This window comes from Achromobacter sp. D10 (assembly GCF_035282245.1).
GTDB lineage: Bacteria > Pseudomonadota > Gammaproteobacteria > Burkholderiales > Burkholderiaceae_B > Achromobacter > Achromobacter insolitus.
The window spans coordinates 619391-636718 of record NZ_JAYJLE010000001.1 but is presented as its reverse complement, the minus strand read 5'-3'; the positions used below and the strand labels follow the sequence as shown (position 1 = coordinate 636718).

Genomic DNA, 17328 nt, shown 5'->3' with positions numbered 1-17328 from the left:
CCCTGGAGCAGCCCTTTTTAACCTCGGACGGGGTCTTGCCGATCAGGCGTCGATATTGCCCGCCGACAGCGCGTGCGTCTCGATGAAGTTGCGGCGCGGTTCGACGTCGTCGCCCATCAGCGTGGTGAAGACTTCGTCGGCCGCGATGGCGTCCTCGATCTGCACACGCAACAGGCGGCGCACCTTCGGATCCATCGTGGTTTCCCACAGCTGATCCGGATTCATTTCACCCAGGCCCTTATAGCGCTGCTTGGAAATGCCGCGTTCGGCTTCGCTGCGCAGCCACTGCATGGCTTCACGGAAATCCGACACGGTCTGTTCCTTGCGCTTCTCGCCTTCGCCGCGCGCAACCAGCGAGCGTGCGCCGACCTTGCCGGAGAAGCTCTTGGCAGCCTTGGACAGCACGGCATAGTCGGAGCCGTTCACGAAGTCCGCATCGATGATGCTCACGCGCACGTTGCCGTGGTGCATGCGCTGCACCGACAGGCGATGGCGTTCCGTTGTTTCGTCGAACTGCGGCACGACTTCCACGCCGTTGCCGCTGACGGGGTCGCGCATGGCGTCGGCCAGGCGGCGGGCGGACTCGGCGGTGGATTCGGCCGTTTCCAGGTTGATTTCCACGCCTTCCGCCATGGCCGACAGCGCGGCCACGTCGAACACGCGCGACAGGCGCGCGATCACGCCGTCGGCGGCCACGTACTGGCGGGCCAGTTCGTTCAGTTCGTCGCCGCGGATGATATTGCCGCCCGAGATGATCTCGGCGTCCTTCAGCGCCAGCGACAGCATGAACTGCGCTTCTTCCTGGTCGTCCTTCAGATAGCGTTCTTCACGGCCGACCTTGACCTTGTACAGCGGCGGCTGGGCGATATACACGTAGCCACGCTGCACCAGCTCGGGCATCTGGCGGTACAGCAGAGTCAGCAGCAGGGTGCGGATGTGCGCGCCGTCCACGTCCGCGTCGGTCATGATGATGAGGCGGTGATAGCGCAGCTTGTCCACGTTGAAATCGGGACCGATGCTGGTGCCCAGCGCGGTGATCAGCGTGGCGATCTGTTCGCTGGCGATCAGGCGGTCGAAACGCGCCTTCTCCACGTTCAGCACCTTGCCGCGCAGCGGCAGGATGGCCTGGAACTTGCGGTCGCGGCCTTGCTTGGCCGAACCGCCTGCGGAGTCACCCTCGACGATGTAGAGCTCGCACAGCGCGGGATCCTTTTCCTGGCAGTCGGCCAGCTTGCCGGGCAGGCCAGCGCCTTCCAACACGCTCTTGCGGCGGGTCATCTCGCGCGCCTTGCGCGCGGCTTCGCGCGCGCGGGCAGCTTCGACGATCTTGCCGCACAGCGCCTTGGCGTCGTTCGGATGCTCCAGCAGCCAGGTTTCCAGCGTGCGGGCCACCGCTTCTTCAACAGCCGGACGCACTTCACTGGAAACCAGCTTGTCCTTGGTCTGGCTGCTGAACTTGGGCTCGGGCACCTTGACCGACAGCACGCAGGCCAGGCCTTCACGCATGTCGTCGCCGGAGGTCTCGACCTTGGCCTTCTTGGCCAGTTCGTTATCGGTGATGTACTTGTTGATGATGCGGGTCATCGCCGCGCGCAAGCCGGTCAGGTGCGAACCACCGTCACGCTGCGGGATGTTGTTGGTGAAGCACAGCACGCTTTCGCTGTAGCTGTCGTTCCACTGCATCGCCACTTCCACGCCGACCGGCACGCCGCCCGCCGAGGACTCGGTGGTGACCGAGAACACGTTCGGGTGCAGCACGGTCTTGCTGCGGTTGATGTACTCGACAAAGCCCTTCACGCCGCCGGAGAACGCGAAGTTCTCTTCCTTGCCCTGGCGCTGGTCGATCAGGCGGATCTTCACGCCATTGTTCAGGAACGACAGCTCGCGCAGGCGCTTCGAGAGAATCTCGTAGTGGTACTCGATGTTGGTGAAGATGATCGGGTCGGCCAGGAAGCGCACTTCGGTGCCGCGCTTGTCGGTCGTGCCGGTCACGGCCAGAGGCGCGACGCGCTCGCCCTGGCGGAACTCCATCTGGTGCACCTGGCCGTTGCGGCGGATAGTCAGCCGCAGCCATTCGGACAGCGCGTTCACGCAGGACACGCCCACGCCGTGCAGGCCGCCGGACACCTTGTAGGAGTTCTGGTCGAACTTGCCGCCGGCATGCAGTTCGGTCATGACGATTTCCGCCGCGCTGCGGTGGAATTCGTCGTCCTTGTGGATGTCGGTGGGAATACCCCGGCCGTTGTCGGTTACCGAGATGGAGTTGTCGGTGTGGATCGTGACGACGATATCGTCGCAGTAGCCGGCCAGGGCTTCGTCGATGGCGTTGTCGACGACCTCGAACACCATGTGGTGCAAGCCGGTACCGTCGGACGTGTCGCCGATGTACATGCCGGGGCGCTTGCGCACGGCCTCCAGCCCCTTGAGCATCTTGATCGAGTCAGCGCCGTAGCCGCTGTTCTCGGGAGTGGTGTTCTGCTGATCTGACATGTCTGTATCGATAACGCTTTAAAGAACGGCCTGGCGGCCGGACCGCCCACGAGCCCTCAGGCCCGCAAGCGGCACAAACCCACGATGGGTGCGGATCAAATCCGCATGGGCATGACGACGTACTTGAACTGGTCGTCTTCGGGCAGGGTGATGAGCGCCGACGCGTTGGCATCGGGCATGACCGACCACTGGATGCTGTCCACCTTGACGTTGGACAGCACGTCGAGCAGGTAGCCGACGTTGAAACCCACATCCAGCGGCTCATGGCCGTAGTCGATGTCGATTTCTTCCTGCGCCTCTTCCTGCTCGGCGTTGGAGGACGAGATCTTCATCTGGTTCTGCGCCAGTTGCAGGCGCACGCCCTTGAACTTGTCGGTGGTCAGGATGGCGGCACGCTGCAGGCTGCCCTGGAGCGCTTCGCGGCCAACCAGGAAGTGGCGCGTGTAGTTCGTCGGAATCACGCGCGTGAAGTCGGGGAATTTGCCTTCCACCAGCTTGGACACCAATTCCACGTCACCGAAGCGGAAGCGGATCTGGCCCGGCGCCACGTCGATGGAAACCGGCTCGTCGGAGTCTTCCAGGAGGCGCTGCATTTCCAGCACGGTCTTGCGCGGCACGATCACTTCGTGGCGTTCGCTGATGCCATCGGCTTCAGTCGAGCAATGCGCCAGGCGGTGGCCGTCGGTGGCGACCGCGCGCACGCGGCCCGGTTCGAACACCAGCAGCATGCCGTTCAGGTAATAGCGGATGTCCTGTTGCGCCATGGCGAAGTGCACCATGTTGAACAGGTGGCGCAGCGTGCGCTGCGGCATGGTCAGCGACACGTCCCACTGCTCGGGCTGAGCCACGGTGGGGAATTCGCTGGCAGCCAGCGTCTGCAGCGCAAAGCGGCTCTTGGCCGACTGCACCGACAACTTGTTGCTGGCCAAAGCCAGGCGGACGTCGCCCGTGTCCGGCAGGGCCTTCAGGATATCCAGCAGCTTGCGCGCCGCGACCGTGGTGGATTCGTTGTCTTGACCCACGCCGAAGTCGGCATGGGTGGTGATCTGTACTTCCAGGTCGGTCGCAATGAAAGCAACCTTGTTGCCTTCCTTGCGCATCAGGATGTTCGCCAGGATGGGCAGGGTATGGCGTCTTTCGACGATGCCCGCCACAGTCGACAGCGGTTTCAGCAATGCATCGCGTGTGGTTTGTACGAGTTGCATGTTCATCCTTTTAGAGTTTGTTCCAACACGTGCAGGGTATGGTTGAGCTCCGCTTGCTTGGCGCGGGCGTCGGAAATCTTGCGTACGGCATGCAGCACGGTGGTGTGATCACGGCCACCGAACAGATCGCCGATTTCCGGCAGGCTTTTCTGAGTCAGCTCCTTGGCCAGGTACATCGCCACCTGGCGCGGCAAAGCGATATTGGCGGGCCGGCGTTTCGAGTACATGTCGGCCACTTTGATCTTGTAGAAATCCGCCACCGTTTTCTGGATGTTCTCCACGGTGATCTGTCCGTTGGACACCGACAGCAGGTCCTTCAGCGCTTCCTTGCAGACATCCACCGTCAGCACGTCGCGGCCGTGGAAGCGGGCGTAGGCCAGCACCTTGCGCAGCGCGCCTTCAAGTTCGCGCACGTTGCTGCGCAGATGCTTGGCAATGAAGAAAGCCACTTCCTCGGGCATGGGCACGCCTTCGGATTCCGCCTTGCGCAGCAGAATCGCCACGCGCATTTCCAGTTCCGGCGGCTCGATGGCCACGGTCAGCCCGGAATCGAAGCGCGAGATCAGGCGGCTGTCGATGCCGGACAGCTCCTTCGGATAGGTGTCGCTGGTGATGATGATCTGCTTGCGCTGCGCCACCATCGCTTCGAACGCATAGAAGAATTCCTCCTGCGTGCGGTTCTTGCCGGAGAAGAACTGGATATCGTCGATCAGCAACAGATCGAGCGAGTGGTAGTAGCGCTTGAAATCGTCGAACGCCTTGCGCTGGTACGCCTTCACCACGTCGGACACGTATTGGTCGGCATGCACGTAGCGCACGCGCACACCCGTGCCGGCAGCCACCATCGCGTTGCCGATGGCATGGATCAGGTGGGTCTTGCCCAGGCCCACGCCGCCATACAGGAACAACGGGTTGTAGGACGTGCCCGGGTTCTCGGCCACCTGCAGCGCAGCCGCGCGTGCCAACTGGTTGGCCTTACCCGTCACGAAGTTCTCGAACGTCAGATCCGTGTTCAGGCGCGAGCGCTCGTACACGATGCTGGCTGCATCGGCATTCACCGCCTGCGCGGCCGCCGTCGTCGCGGGCGCGGCTACAGGCGGAGCGGACACTGCCGCAGGCGCTGGTGGCGGCGCTCCGCCTGAGGGCGAAGCAGCGGACGGATGCGTGGGCACGGCGGGCGCGGCGCGTACCGGGGCGACCGGCATGCGCGGCGCGGCGCCTTGCGTGGGCAACTCGAACAGCACCTGCACCGGACGCTCGAACCACTCCGCGGCCAACGCTTCGATCTGGTGGGAAAAGTTCTTGCGCACCCAATCCAGCTTGAACCGGTTGGGAGCGGCAACGCGCAGCACCGCCTGCGTTTCGTCGTACGCAAGCGGGACCAGCGGTCGTATCCACGCGCTGATTTGTTGGGGGGGGAGTTCCTGCTCAAGACGACTGACGCAGGTCTGCCAGAATTCTTTCATGTCGCTCTTATTCAAACCTCGATTCTACCTTGCCTGGGCTGGGGTTATCCACAGGGTAGGGCATAAGAGTCCACGCCCCCCGGTCTTAACTGTTTGACAAGACAGGGAAAACTTGCTGAAATGGTGGGCTTTTCCGAATTCTGTCTGTCAGAAGGTTCCAGAAAGAGCTTAGCCGCGCTTTGTTGGCAGTGGTTTGTAATGACTCCGCCGCCCACGCAACTGCCTCGTCTTAGCTTCTATAGGTCGCCCGGGATTTCCCCGGTCAGAGCCCCGTCTACGAGCTGATTTTTTGCACCTGTTGCAAAAATGCTCATTAGATACCCGCTTCCTGAATACGCGACCAGGAACCCTCCGGGCAGGTCCCTTCTGACTTTTGTTCTTTTTGTGGATCGTCCATGAAACGTACCTACCAACCTTCCGTTACCCGCCGCAAGCGCACCCATGGCTTTCGCGTGCGCATGAAAACCCGCGCTGGCCGCGCCATCCTGAACGCCCGCCGCGCCAAGGGCCGCAAGCGTCTGGCCGTCTAAGTCCTGGTTTTCCGGCTCGTCCGGAAACCTGACGCCTGATTTGCAGTCCATGCCGCGCTCCACGCTTCCGCCGGAGGCGCGGCTGCATCGCCCCTCCGAGTTCGCCGCTGCCCTCAAAGGCAGGCGTCTTGCCCGAGGGGCGTTCTTCATTGTGAGCGCGGCTCCCAATGATCTGCCTCCGGGCCAGGATGCCTGTGCGCGCCTGGGCCTGGTGATCGCCAAGCGGTTCGCCGCCCACGCCAGTACGCGTAACGCCATCAAGCGGGTCATCCGCGAGGCGTTCCGCCATCGGCGTCTGGGGTTGCCGGCAAAAGATTATGTCGTGCGCCTGCATAGCAAGGTTGCGCCCGCCACGCTCACCGCGCTGAAACGCGCGGCCAGAGCCGAAGTGGACGCTCACTTTGAGCGGATCGCGCGATGATCAAGGCTTTACTCATTGCCCCGATCCGGTTCTACAGGTTTTTCCTGAGTCCCTGGATCGGCAGGCAATGCCGCTTTACCCCGACTTGCTCGGCGTATGCGATCGAAGCGATCGAGCGCCATGGCGCCTGGCGCGGCTTCTGGCTGGCAGTCCGGCGCATTGGCCGCTGCCACCCGTGGTCGCCCGGCGGATTGGATCCGGTTCCGCCGGCCAAGGGAACCAATGGCCCCTCGTGCTGTTCCCACAGCCACCGCACCGAGCATGATTGACGCTAAACTGGCGGGCTTTGCTGGCCCGTATTCACTTCAGTAGGCACCATGGATATCCGACGAACCGTCCTCTGGATGATTTTTTCCTTCTCGCTGTTGCTCCTATGGAACAACTGGCAGATCCATAACGGCAAGCCGTCGCTGTTCGGCCCCACGCCGGCCGCCACCACGAGCGAACCGCAAGCCGCCGCGAACAACGCGACGCCCTCGGTGCCCAACGCGCCCGTGCCTGCAACGGCCACTCCGTCCGCGGTGCCCGGCGCCGCCGCGCCCGCTGCTGCGGCGCGCTCGGAAGAAGTCGTCGTCACGACCGATGTGCTGCGCCTGACTTTCGACACCATGGGCGCCCAGCTGGTGCGCGCCGAACTGCTGAAATACCCGGCCACCGGCCAGCCCGACAAGCCCACGGTCCTGCTCGACCGCGCCGCCGGCCTGAACTACGTGGTGCAGACCGGCGTGGTCGGCGCCCCCAACGGCCAGAGCTTCCCCACGCACCAGACGCCTTTCCGCGTTGTGTCCTCGGATCGCCAGCTGTCCGGCGACAACCTCGTGGTGGCCTTCGAAGGCGAATCGGGCGGCGTGAAGGTCACCAAGACCTTTACCCTGCACCGCGGCCGCTATGACATCGACGTGCGCCACGACCTGGCCAACGTCGGCGCCGCCCCGGTGTCGCCCGCCCTGTACCTGCAGCTTGAACGCGACGGCAACGACCCGGCCGACACGTCCAGCTTCTATCACACGTTCACCGGTTTCGCCGTCTACTCGGAACAGGACAAGTTCCAGAAGATCACCTTCAGCGACATCGAGAAGAAGAAGGCCAGCTACATCAAGCAATCGGATAACGGCTGGATCGCCGTGGTCCAGCACTATTTCGCCACCGCCTGGGTACCCCCGCAAGGCAAGCAGCGCACCAACGAGCTGCTGGAAGTGCAAAAGAACCTGTACGCCGCTCGCAGCATCGAAGCCGTAGGCGAGATCGCCCCTGGCGCGGCCACGCGCGTCGATTCGCACCTGTGGGTCGGCCCGCAAGACCAGAAGGCCATGGCGGCCCTGGCCCCCGGCCTGGAGCTGGTGGTCGACTACGGCTGGCTGACCATCATCGCCAAGCCGCTGTTCAAGCTGATGACGTGGCTGCACTCCATCCTGGGCAACTGGGGCTGGACCATCGTGGCGCTGACCGTGCTGATCAAGGCCGTGTTCTACCCCTTGGCCGCCGCCAGCTACCGCTCCATGGCTCGCATGAAGCAGGTGGCTCCGCGCCTGCAAGCGCTCAAGGAAAAGTACGGCGACGACAAGCAGAAACTCAATGCGGCCATGATGGAGATGTACCGCACCGAGAAGATCAATCCGCTGGGTGGCTGCTTGCCCATGGTGGTGCAGATCCCGGTGTTCATCTCGCTGTACTGGGTGCTGCTGGCCAGCGTGGAAATGCGCGGCGCGCCGTGGATCCTGTGGGTGCATGACCTGTCGATCCGCGACCCGTTCTTCATTCTGCCCGCCATCATGATGGCGACCATGTTCCTGCAGATCAAACTGAACCCGACGCCCCCGGACCCCGTCCAGGCCAAGGTCATGATGATCATGCCCCTGGTGTTCGGCGGGATGATGTTCTTCTTCCCGGCCGGTCTGGTGCTCTACTGGTGCGTCAACAACATCCTGTCGATCGCGCAGCAGTGGTCCATCACGCGCGCCATGCAGCGCAAGGCGGAAGCCGCGGCCAACCGCTGATATCCGCTTCCTGCGAAAAACCGGTCCCATGCGGACCGGTTTTTTTTCGCCCGCGCCCCGGTTATCAGGTCCATTCCAAGCGTTCTTGATAGTTATTATTTATCAATTTTTGTGAATCAATCAACTTCACATAGTAAGACAAGACCCCTATGATGTGTCGGAGATAGCCCCTTGGCCGGCAATGCCGGGGCTGTCCCAGACACAGCGCGGGTCCACTGCGGACCCCGCATTCCAGGTATTTCATAGGGAGTGTGCTATGACCGATAAGAAGCATCTGACCACCGCCGCAGGCGCGCCCGTGGCCGACAACAACAACACGCTGACCGCAGGCCCCCGCGGCCCGGCGCTGTTGGAAGACTTCTGGCTGATTGAAAAGCTCGCCCACTTCGATCGTGAACGCATCCCCGAACGCGTCGTGCATGCCAAGGGCTCCGGCGCCTACGGCACCTTTACCGTTACCCACGATATCTCCCGCTACACCCGTGCCAGCCTCTTTTCCCAGGTTGGCAAGCAGACTCCGCTGTTCCTGCGCTTTTCCACCGTGGCCGGCGAACGCGGCGCGGCGGACGCCGAACGCGACGTGCGTGGCTTTGCCATCAAGTTCTACACCGAGGAAGGCAACTGGGACCTGGTGGGCAACAACACGCCGGTGTTCTTCATCCGCGATCCGCTGAAATTCCCGGACTTCATCCATACGCAGAAGCGCGACCCCAAGACCAACCTGCGCAGCGCCACCGCCGCCTGGGACTTCTGGTCGCTCAACCCCGAATCCCTGCATCAGGTCACGACACTGATGAGCGACCGCGGCATTCCCGCCAACTTGCGCCAGCAACACGGCTTCGGATCGCACACGTTCAGCTTCATCAACAAGGACGGAGAGCGCTTCTACGTGAAGTTCCACTTCAAGTCGCAGCAAGGCATCGCCTGTCTGACCGACGAGGAAGCCGCGCAAGTGGTCGCCCATGACCGCGAAAGCTCGCAGCGCGACCTGTTCGAAAACATCGAGAAGGGCAATTTCCCCAAGTGGACGCTGAAGGTGCAGATCATGCCCGAGGCCGAAGCCGCGACCTACCACATCAACCCGTTCGACCTCACCAAAGTCTGGCCGCACGGCGACTACCCGCTGATCGAAGTGGGGGTTCTGGAGCTGAACAAGAACCCCGAAAACTATTTCGCGGAAGTAGAGCAGGCGGCCTTCACGCCCGCCAACGTCGTCCCGGGCATTGGCTTCTCACCGGACAAGATGCTGCAAGGCCGTCTGTTCTCGTATGGCGACACGCACCGCTACCGGCTGGGCATCAATCACCACCAGATCCCGGTGAACGCGCCACGCTGCCCCTTCCACAGCTTTCACCGCGATGGCGCCGGCCGCGTCGACGGCAACGCAGGAGCGACGCTGAACTATGAGCCAAACAGCTTCGGCGAATGGAAGGAAACACCGTCGGCAGGCGAGCCGCCGCTGGCCTTGGACGGCCAGGCCGCGGCGCGCTGGAACCATCGCGTGGATGATGATTACTACTCGCAGCCGGGCGCGCTGTTCCGCCTGATGACGCCGGCACAGCAGGAGTTGCTGTTCGGCAACATTGGCCGCCACATGGCGGGCGTGCCCGAAGAGATCCAGCGTCGACAGCTGGAACACTTCCGCAAGGCCGATCCGGCCTATGCCGCCGGGGTAGCCAAGGCGCTTGGACTGAAGCTGTAGTCCGCGACTACATCATGAGCAAGGCGGCCCGCAAGGGCCGCCTTTTTCGTTGATGCGATGCCGCTGCAGCGAAGAATCAGCGCTGCATGCCCCAACGCCTGACCGTGAAACGCTCAACGGTGTCGAACACCAGGTTTTCCACAAGCAGGCCAATGATCACCACGGCCGCCAGACCCGCGAACACACGATCTGTGTATAACTCGTTGCGGTTCTGGAAGATGTACCAGCCCAGTCCGCCCTTGCCGCTGGAAGCCCCAAACACCAGTTCCGCCGCGATTAGCGTACGCCACGCAAACGCCCACCCTATCCTCAGCCCCGCCAGGATGGCCGGCAGCGCCGCAGGCACAAGTATCTGCAGCACATAGCGCAAGCCGCTCAAACCGTAATTGCGGCCCGCCATGCGCAGGGTCTCCGATACCCCCAGAAAACCCGCATACGTATTCAGCGCCAATGCCCACAACACCGAGTGGATCAGCACGAACACCAGGCTGCCTTCACCGAGGCCGAACCACAGCAACGCCAGCGGCAATAGCGCGATCGCGGGCAGCGGATTGAACATGGCGGTCAGCGTAGACAGCAGATCGCGTCCGAAGCGCGTCGACACCGCTAGCGTGGTCAGCACGAAGGCCAGTGCCACGCCCGCCGCATAGCCTTGCGCCAATACACGCAATGATTGGCCGGCCCGCGCCAGCAACTCGCCGCCGGCGATCCCCTCCACGAAGGCCACAGCGGTTTGCGATGCGCTGGGCAGCAGCAGATCGTTATCGGTGTAGCGCGCCGCCAACTCCCAGATGGCGGCCAGCAACGCCAGTATCGCCAGCTTGCGCAGGCCGGCGTGTTGCCATAGGCGCTCGTGCCAGGGCAGGGGCGTCTCGGCGGCCTGCGGCGGCAACGGCGGCAGTTCGTACTCGGCTTCGGGGCGGACGGGCACGGCGCCCACGTAAGCATTGCTCATGCGTCTATCCCTCAGGCCGCGGCACGTTCGGCTGCTTGCTCCGCCGGCGCCGTGTCGAACAGCAGGTCGTGGATGCGTCTGGCAGCCGACTGGAAGGCCGCCGAGCCCTGGCTATGCAGCCCGAAGGCATGAGCATTCAGCTCCGCGCGCACACGTCCGGGATGCGGCGACAGCAGCAGCACTCGACTGCCCAGCACCAGGGCCTCTTCGATCGAATGGGTGACAAAGAGCAGCGTGAAGCGCACCTCTTCCCATAGCGCCAGCAACTCTTCCTGCATGCGCCGCCGGGTCAGTGCATCGAGCGCAGCGAAGGGTTCGTCCATCAGCAACACGCGCGGCTGCATCGCCAGCGCGCGCGCAATGGCCACGCGCTGCTTCATGCCGCCCGACAAGGTGTGCGGATAGGCATCGGCAAATGCAGACAGGCCTACCTTCTCCAAGTAGTGCATCGCGCGCTCGTCCGCCTCGCGCCGTCCCAGCTTGCGCGAGGCCACGAGCGGAAAAGCCACGTTCTGGCGCAGCGTTTTCCACGGTGGCAATTGGTCGAATTCCTGGAACACCACGATGCGGTCGGGCCCGGGTCCGCGCACAGGCTTGCCATCGAGGGCGATGCGGCCTTCGGTCGGGTCGATGAAGCCCGCAACCGCCTTGAGCAGCGTGGACTTGCCGCAGCCGGATGCGCCCAGCAGGATGAATCGCTCCGCATCATGTACCTCGAAACTGACCTGATGCGTGGCACGCACGCGCCGTTCGCGCGTCTTGTATTCGATCGACACCTTATCCACAGCCAGCAAAGGCGTGGCCTTTTCGGTGTTATCCACAGGGGCGGCGGCGCTCAGTCCCATCTCAGCTGCCTTGCGCCGTGACGGGATCGTCGAAGAAGTAGTCGCGCCAGCTTGCGGGCGCGTTCTTGATCGCGCCCACCTTGTGCATGAACTCGGCCAGCGCATAGGTGTTCTGCGGTTCCAGCTTGAACTGCACGTCGGGGTTCTTGATCACCTTGATCAGGAAATTGCGATCCAGCTTGGCGCCGGTGACGCGCAGATAGGTGTCCGCGGCCTGCTCGGGATTGGCGGCGGCGAATTGCGCGGCTTCCTTCAACGCAGCCTGGAACGCCTTGTAGGTCTTGGGATTGTCCTTGCGGAATTTCTCGGTCGCAAACAGCACCGTCGACGAGCTGGGTCCGCCCAGCACGTCATAGGAATTGAGCACGATGCGCGCCTTGGGATTTTCGGCCAGCTCCTGCTCCTGGAAAGGCGGATTGCCGAAATGCCCCGTGATTTCCGTGCCGCCGGCGATGATGGCGGCTGCCGCATCCGGATGTGGCAAGGCAACGGATATCTTGTCCAGCTTGTTGAACTGCGCATCGCCCCACAGTTTGGCGGATGCCAGCTGCAGCACGCGCGATTGCACCGACACGCCTACCGCCGGCACTGCGATCCGGTCCTTTTCGGTGAAATCCGCAATCGTCTTGACGTTGGGATTGTTGCTGACCAGGTAATAGGGGAAGTTGCCCAACGAAGCCACGCCCTTCACGTTCTGCTTGCCGCGCGTGCGGTCCCAGATCGTCAGCAGCGGCCCCACGCCGGCCCCCGCGATATCCACAGCGCCCGACAACAGCGCGTCATTCACGGCCGAGCCGCCAGACAGCTTGGCCCATTCGACCGAGATATCCACACCTTCGGCCTTGCCGTGCTTTTCAATCAACTGCTGGTCGCGCGCCACGTTCAACAACAAGTACACGATGCCGTACTGCTCCGCAATGCGGATGCGGCCTTCGGCCATGGCTGGCGTGGGCGAAGCCAGGGCCAGTACGGCAAGTATCAGCGCCAGGCCCGCGCCGGTGGCGGTCTGGACCAAGCGATCACGTAGAGCGGAAGAAAAACCCATGGCGTACCCTGTGGATAATTGGTTTGCGCGAAATTGCAGCGGCCCCGAAATCAAAAGGGCGTGTCGCCTTCGATCGTGGTGCGGTACAGCTTGCGGCGCAGGTGATCCGGCGTGCCGCCGGCCAAGTGGATCAGCGACCGGTTGTCCCAGAAGACCAGGTCTTGCGGCTGCCACTGATGGCGGTAGATGTGTTCGGGCCGGATGCTGTGGGCGAACAGTTCGTCCAGGATCTGGCGGCTTTCGTCGTCAGGCAGGCCGACAATGCGTGTCGTGAAGCCTTCGCTCACGAACAGGGCGCGGCGTCCCGTTTCCGGGTGCGTCCGTACCACCGGATGCACCACCTCCTGCACCTGCGCGACCTGCTGCGCGCTGAGGTTGGGGCGCCAGGCGCCTTCCTTTTGCAGTTGGCCGTATTTGGCCAGGTAGGAATGCACGGCGCGCTTGCCCTCGATGGCATCGCGCAAGGCCGCGGGCAGGGTGTCGTACGCTACATGCATGTCGGCGAACAGCGTGTCGCCGCCTTGAGAAGGTAGTTCCTGCGCATGCAGCAGCGACCCCAGGCTGGGCAATTCCTTGTACGAGATGTCCGAATGCCAGTACTTGCCGGCGTCGCCCAGCCCTATTGGCTTGCCGTCCTCAACGATGTTGGAGACGATCAGGATTTCGGGGTGCCCGGGCAGATGGAACTGATGCAGCACATGGATCATCAGCCGGCCGAAACGGCGGCTGAAGTCGATGTGCTGTTGCGGCGTGATGCGCTGGTCGCGGAACACCAGCAGGTGGTGATCCAGATGCGCGCGATGCACCTTGGCGAAATCGGCTGGTGCCAGCTCGCGCGACAGATCGATGCCGACGATTTCAGCGCCCGTCACGGCTTCAAGCGGACGAATCGAAAAATCTTGCGTCGCGGGTTCGGCATACGCCTCGGACCGGCGCAGCGCGTTGCTCTGGGACATGGATCGCTCCTTGCGCGAATGCCGCCGGCCAGGCCGGCTCAGGAACGATCCATTATGAAAACGCGCAACCCCTACGCAAACGAATTATTCGGCCTTTGTTCAAGCCTGCGCGTCATATGGCGCGCTATCGCATTGCAGCTATAAGCTTATCCGCGCGAGGGGCTCCCGCCATGCGCGGAGCACCGGAAACTGCCTGTGCCAGGCCTGTGGATAAGTCTTGGGATAAGCCTGGTGGCAAGCCAGGGAAAAGCGGTGGATTGTCAGGGGATATCCCGGTGGATACCCGGTGAATAGCAGGTGGACAGCCTGTGCATAACAGGCCTCCAGCATGAAAAAAGGCGCGGACCGCCGAGGGTCCGCGCCTTTTAAATCAATGACTTGCGCTGATCAAGCCTTAGGCAAGAATGCCTGCACCAGCTTCACCCAATAAGTTGCGCCCACCGGCAGCAGGGCGTCGTTGAAGTCGTAATTCGGGTTGTGGAGCTGGCATGGACCCATGCCGTGATAGGTTTCCATGCGGTGGTCGCCATCGCCATTACCCAGGAACAGATATGTTCCCGGCACCGACTCAAGGAAGAAAGAGAAGTCCTCGGCGCCCATGAAAGGCGGCATTTCGCGCTGCACGTTTTCAGCGCCGAACGCGTCTTCGGCCACTTGGGCGGCAAAGGCGGTTTCCTTTTCCCAATTGACCAGGGGCGGATAGGCGCGAACGAAATCCAGTTCGCCCGTGCCGCCGTAGACTTGTGGCAAGGTAGTCGCGATGCGGCGCATATCCGCCTCGATCTTGTCCAGGGTCTCCACCGAGTAGGTCCGCACGGTGCCGCGTAGCACGGCCTCGCCCGGAATCACGTTGTAGGCATCGCCCGCGTGGATCTGCGTGATCGACAGCACCGCCTGCTCCAGCGGATTCTTGCTGCGGGAAATCACCGTCTGCAACGCATGCACCATGTCGGCCGCGACGATGATGGGGTCGACCGAGGCATGCGGCTGCGCCGCATGGCCGCCCACGCCCTTGATGACGATGTCCCAGCGGTTGCTGGAGGCCATCGTCGGCCCTGCACGGAACCCAAACTGATTGACCGGCATGCCAGGCATGTTGTGGATGCCGAATACCGCATCGCAAGGGAATTTATCGAACAGCCCGTCCTGCATCATGGCACGCGCGCCGGCGTTGCCGCCTTCCTCGGCCGGCTGGAAGATGAACACCACCGTTCCATCGAAATCGCGATGCGTGGACAAGTACTGCGCCGCCCCCAGCAGCATGGTCGTGTGCCCATCGTGGCCACAGCCGTGCATGCGTCCACTGATGGTCGATTTGTGGGCAAATCGATTGTGTTCGGGCATGGGCAGCGCATCCATGTCGGCACGCAGGCCGATAGTCTTCTTGCCGCTCCCGGCGCGCAAAACGCCGACCACACCAGTTTTCCCCAGCCCGGTGTGGACTTCCAGTCCCCAGCCGCGCAAGCGCTCCGCAACCAGCGCGGACGTGCGCGTCTCCTGGAAAGCCAGCTCGGGATGCGCATGGATATCCCGTCGCAACGCGGTGAGGTCGCCGTGGGCGCGTTCGATTTCGTCTATGGTTTTCATGGCTGTGGATAAACCGTAAGAGTTGAAGTCAGTAGCCTGCCGATACGGGAATTCTCGCTGTCTGGCCCTGCGAGGTCCAGTGGATGCGCCATCCTGGCTAGGCCATATCGTTCAGATGGCAAGCGCTGAACTGGCCGGGCGCGACCTCCCGCAGCAGCGGCCGCTCCGTTTTGCAACGGGGCATGGCATGCGGGCAACGCGGGTGGAACGCGCAGCCCGCAGGCGGATCCAGCGGCGAGGGCAGTTCGCCCTTGATGGGCTGGTATGCGCGCCGCCCCGGCTGCAGCGTCGGCAATTCCTTCAGCAGGGCCTGCGTGTAAGGATGGTTGGCGTGCTGGAAGACCGTGTCGGTGGGCGCCAGCTCCACGACGCGGCCGAGGTACATGATCGCCACGCGGTCCGATATGTGGCTGACCACGCTGAGATTGTGGCTGATGAAAAGATAGGTCAGGTCCAGGTCGGCGCGCAACTGTTCAAACAGATTAAGCACCTGCGCCTGGATCGACACATCCAGCGCGGCAACCGCCTCGTCGCAGACGATGACCGATGGCTTGAGCGCCAAGGCCCGCGCAATTCCTACGCGCTGCCTCTGGCCGCCGGAGAACTGATGGGGATAACGCTGTGCAAAAGCAGGATCCAGTCCCACCTGGCGCATCAAGCCGGCAACGTACTCGGCCTTGTCGCGAGAGCGCACCAGGCCATGCGCCACGGGCGCCTCGCCGATGATCTCGCGCACGCGCATGCGCGGGTTGAGCGAAGCGTAGGGATCCTGGAAGATCATTTGCACGCCAAGCTCGTAGGCCCGCCGCTCCTGACCCGTCATGGCCTTGACCGGCTTGCCCTTGTAGCTCACCTCGCCCGCGGTCGGCGGCAGAATGCCCGACACGATGCGGCCCAGCGTGGACTTGCCGCAACCTGATTCGCCCACAATGCCGATCACTTCGCCAGGGCGCACGTCCAGGTCCACACCCGCCACTGCATGCACGACCTGCGTCTTCAAACCCGCGCCCAGCAGATTGGCAATGCGGCCCGCCAGGTCCACAGGCTGCACAAAGCGCAGCTCGACCTCGCGCAGCGACAAGATGGGAATGGCGGGATCGCGTTCTGCGGCGTTCATTTGATGTCTGGCCCTCCGGCGTGCCAGCAACGCACCCATTGCGCCGGACGCACCTCCACGGGCTGCGGTTCGACCAGACAGGCTTCGGTCGCGCGCGGACAACGGCCGCGGAACGCACAGCCTTGCGGCAGGTTGAGCAGCGATGGAGTCATGCCGGGAATCGGAACCAGCGGCCTGCCGCGGGATTCCGGCGTGGGAATGGAAGCGATCAAGCCATGCGTGTACGGATGCATGGGATGGCTGATGACGGCCTGCGTGGTGCCGGTCTCCACCACGCGTCCCGCATACATGACCGCCACGCGGTCCGCCAGTCCCGCCACCACCGCCAGATCGTGAGTGATCCAGATAAGCGCGGTGCCGGTTTCCTGGCAGAGCTTCTGCACTTCGAACAGGATCTGCCCTTGTATGGTTACATCAAGCGCCGTGGTGGGCTCGTCCGCGATGATCAGGCGTGGCGAATTCAGCAGCGCAATCGCAATCGCCACCCGTTGCCGCATGCCCCCCGACAATTGATGCGGGTATGCGCGCAGGCGCTCTTCCGGCGACGGGATGCCCACCATGGCCAGCGTCTGCAAGGCGCGCTGGCGCGCCTGCTCGCGCGAGGCGTTGCCGTGCGCCTGCACCGCCTCGATCATCTGCGTATCCACGCGCAACACGGGGTTCAGGGTCATCATCGGATCCTGGAAGATCATCGCGATCTCCTGGCCCCGGAGCTCGCGCCAACGCGCGGGCGTCGCACTGCGCAGATCTTCACCGTTGAAACGCAATGTACCGTCGACTATGCGGCCCGGCTCGTCCAGCAAGCCCATCAGCGAAAAGCCGGTAATGCTCTTGCCCGATCCCGATTCGCCTACCAGTCCCAGGATCTCGCCCTGCGCCAACGTCAGGTCCACGCCATCCACCGCTTTCACCACGCCGTTACGCGTGAAGAAATGCGTCTTCAGGCCTTGCACCTCCAGGATGGGCGCCGAACTGGACGAGGACTTATCCACAGATGTCTGCATCGCGCCGG

General features: G+C 63.1%; 15 protein-coding genes. 5 read left to right on the top strand and 10 right to left on the bottom strand.

What is annotated here, in order from left to right; translation table 11 throughout:
• Positions 1-42: 42 nt before the first annotated feature.
• From gyrB to dnaA, 3 genes are all read right to left on the bottom strand, one after another.
• Positions 43-2490, bottom strand: coding sequence for a DNA topoisomerase (ATP-hydrolyzing) subunit B (gene gyrB / locus VCS63_RS03055; protein WP_076816864.1), 2448 nt, complete (start codon positions 2488-2490; stop codon positions 43-45).
• Between the two features lie 95 nt (positions 2491-2585).
• Entirely contained in the window at positions 2586-3695 is a 1110-nt protein-coding gene (gene dnaN / locus VCS63_RS03050; protein ID WP_063639534.1) for a DNA polymerase III subunit beta, read from the bottom strand.
• 2 nt (positions 3696-3697) lie between these two features.
• Positions 3698-5161, bottom strand: coding sequence for a chromosomal replication initiator protein DnaA (gene dnaA, locus VCS63_RS03045; protein WP_042795852.1), 1464 nt, complete (start codon positions 5159-5161; stop codon positions 3698-3700).
• 395 nt (positions 5162-5556) lie between these two features.
• Between dnaA and rpmH the strand changes: the two genes are divergently transcribed.
• The 5 genes from rpmH to VCS63_RS03020 all read left to right on the top strand — a co-directional run bounded on the left by rpmH (position 5557) and on the right by VCS63_RS03020 (position 9811).
• Entirely contained in the window at positions 5557-5691 is a 135-nt protein-coding gene (rpmH, locus tag VCS63_RS03040; RefSeq protein ID WP_003816025.1) for a 50S ribosomal protein L34, read from the top strand.
• A gap of 49 nt (positions 5692-5740) precedes the next feature.
• A complete protein-coding gene (locus VCS63_RS03035; RefSeq protein WP_013397083.1) occupies positions 5741-6112 on the top strand; it encodes a ribonuclease P protein component in 372 nt (123 codons plus the stop codon).
• Complete coding sequence (yidD, locus tag VCS63_RS03030) at positions 6109-6381, top strand: membrane protein insertion efficiency factor YidD (RefSeq protein WP_013397082.1); 273 nt, start codon at positions 6109-6111, stop codon at positions 6379-6381. The genes VCS63_RS03035 and yidD overlap by 4 nt, the downstream gene beginning before the upstream one ends.
• A gap of 48 nt (positions 6382-6429) precedes the next feature.
• Positions 6430-8109 (top strand): membrane protein insertase YidC, encoded by a 1680-nt coding sequence (gene yidC, locus VCS63_RS03025; RefSeq protein WP_042795853.1) that lies wholly within the window; start codon positions 6430-6432, stop codon positions 8107-8109.
• 256 nt (positions 8110-8365) lie between these two features.
• Positions 8366-9811, top strand: a complete 1446-nt coding sequence (locus tag VCS63_RS03020) for a catalase (protein WP_063639121.1) — start codon at positions 8366-8368, stop codon at positions 9809-9811.
• 76 nt (positions 9812-9887) lie between these two features.
• On the opposite strand, the gene VCS63_RS03015 is transcribed toward VCS63_RS03020, so the two are convergent.
• The 7 genes from VCS63_RS03015 to VCS63_RS02985 all read right to left on the bottom strand — a co-directional run bounded on the left by VCS63_RS03015 (position 9888) and on the right by VCS63_RS02985 (position 17320).
• Positions 9888-10766 (bottom strand): ABC transporter permease, encoded by an 879-nt coding sequence (locus VCS63_RS03015; protein WP_149065385.1) that lies wholly within the window; start codon positions 10764-10766, stop codon positions 9888-9890.
• Between the two features lie 11 nt (positions 10767-10777).
• Positions 10778-11611, bottom strand: a complete 834-nt coding sequence (locus VCS63_RS03010; RefSeq protein WP_042795855.1) for an ABC transporter ATP-binding protein — start codon at positions 11609-11611, stop codon at positions 10778-10780.
• Position 11612: 1 nt separating this feature from the next.
• Positions 11613-12656 (bottom strand): ABC transporter substrate-binding protein, encoded by a 1044-nt coding sequence (locus VCS63_RS03005; protein ID WP_063639119.1) that lies wholly within the window; start codon positions 12654-12656, stop codon positions 11613-11615.
• A gap of 50 nt (positions 12657-12706) precedes the next feature.
• Positions 12707-13612 carry a TauD/TfdA family dioxygenase gene (locus tag VCS63_RS03000; protein WP_323878336.1) on the bottom strand — a complete coding sequence of 302 codons (906 nt, stop codon included), beginning with the start codon at positions 13610-13612 and terminating at the stop codon, positions 12707-12709.
• Positions 13613-13999: 387 nt separating this feature from the next.
• Positions 14000-15199, bottom strand: coding sequence for a M20 aminoacylase family protein (locus tag VCS63_RS02995; protein WP_042795857.1), 1200 nt, complete (start codon positions 15197-15199; stop codon positions 14000-14002).
• Positions 15200-15296: 97 nt separating this feature from the next.
• Positions 15297-16316, bottom strand: coding sequence for an ABC transporter ATP-binding protein (locus VCS63_RS02990; RefSeq protein ID WP_042795858.1), 1020 nt, complete (start codon positions 16314-16316; stop codon positions 15297-15299).
• On the bottom strand, positions 16313-17320 hold the full coding sequence (locus VCS63_RS02985; RefSeq protein ID WP_323878333.1) for an ABC transporter ATP-binding protein: 1008 nt from the start codon (positions 17318-17320) through the stop codon (positions 16313-16315). Before VCS63_RS02985 ends, VCS63_RS02990 begins: the two co-directional genes overlap by 4 nt.
• Positions 17321-17328 lie beyond the last annotated feature (8 nt).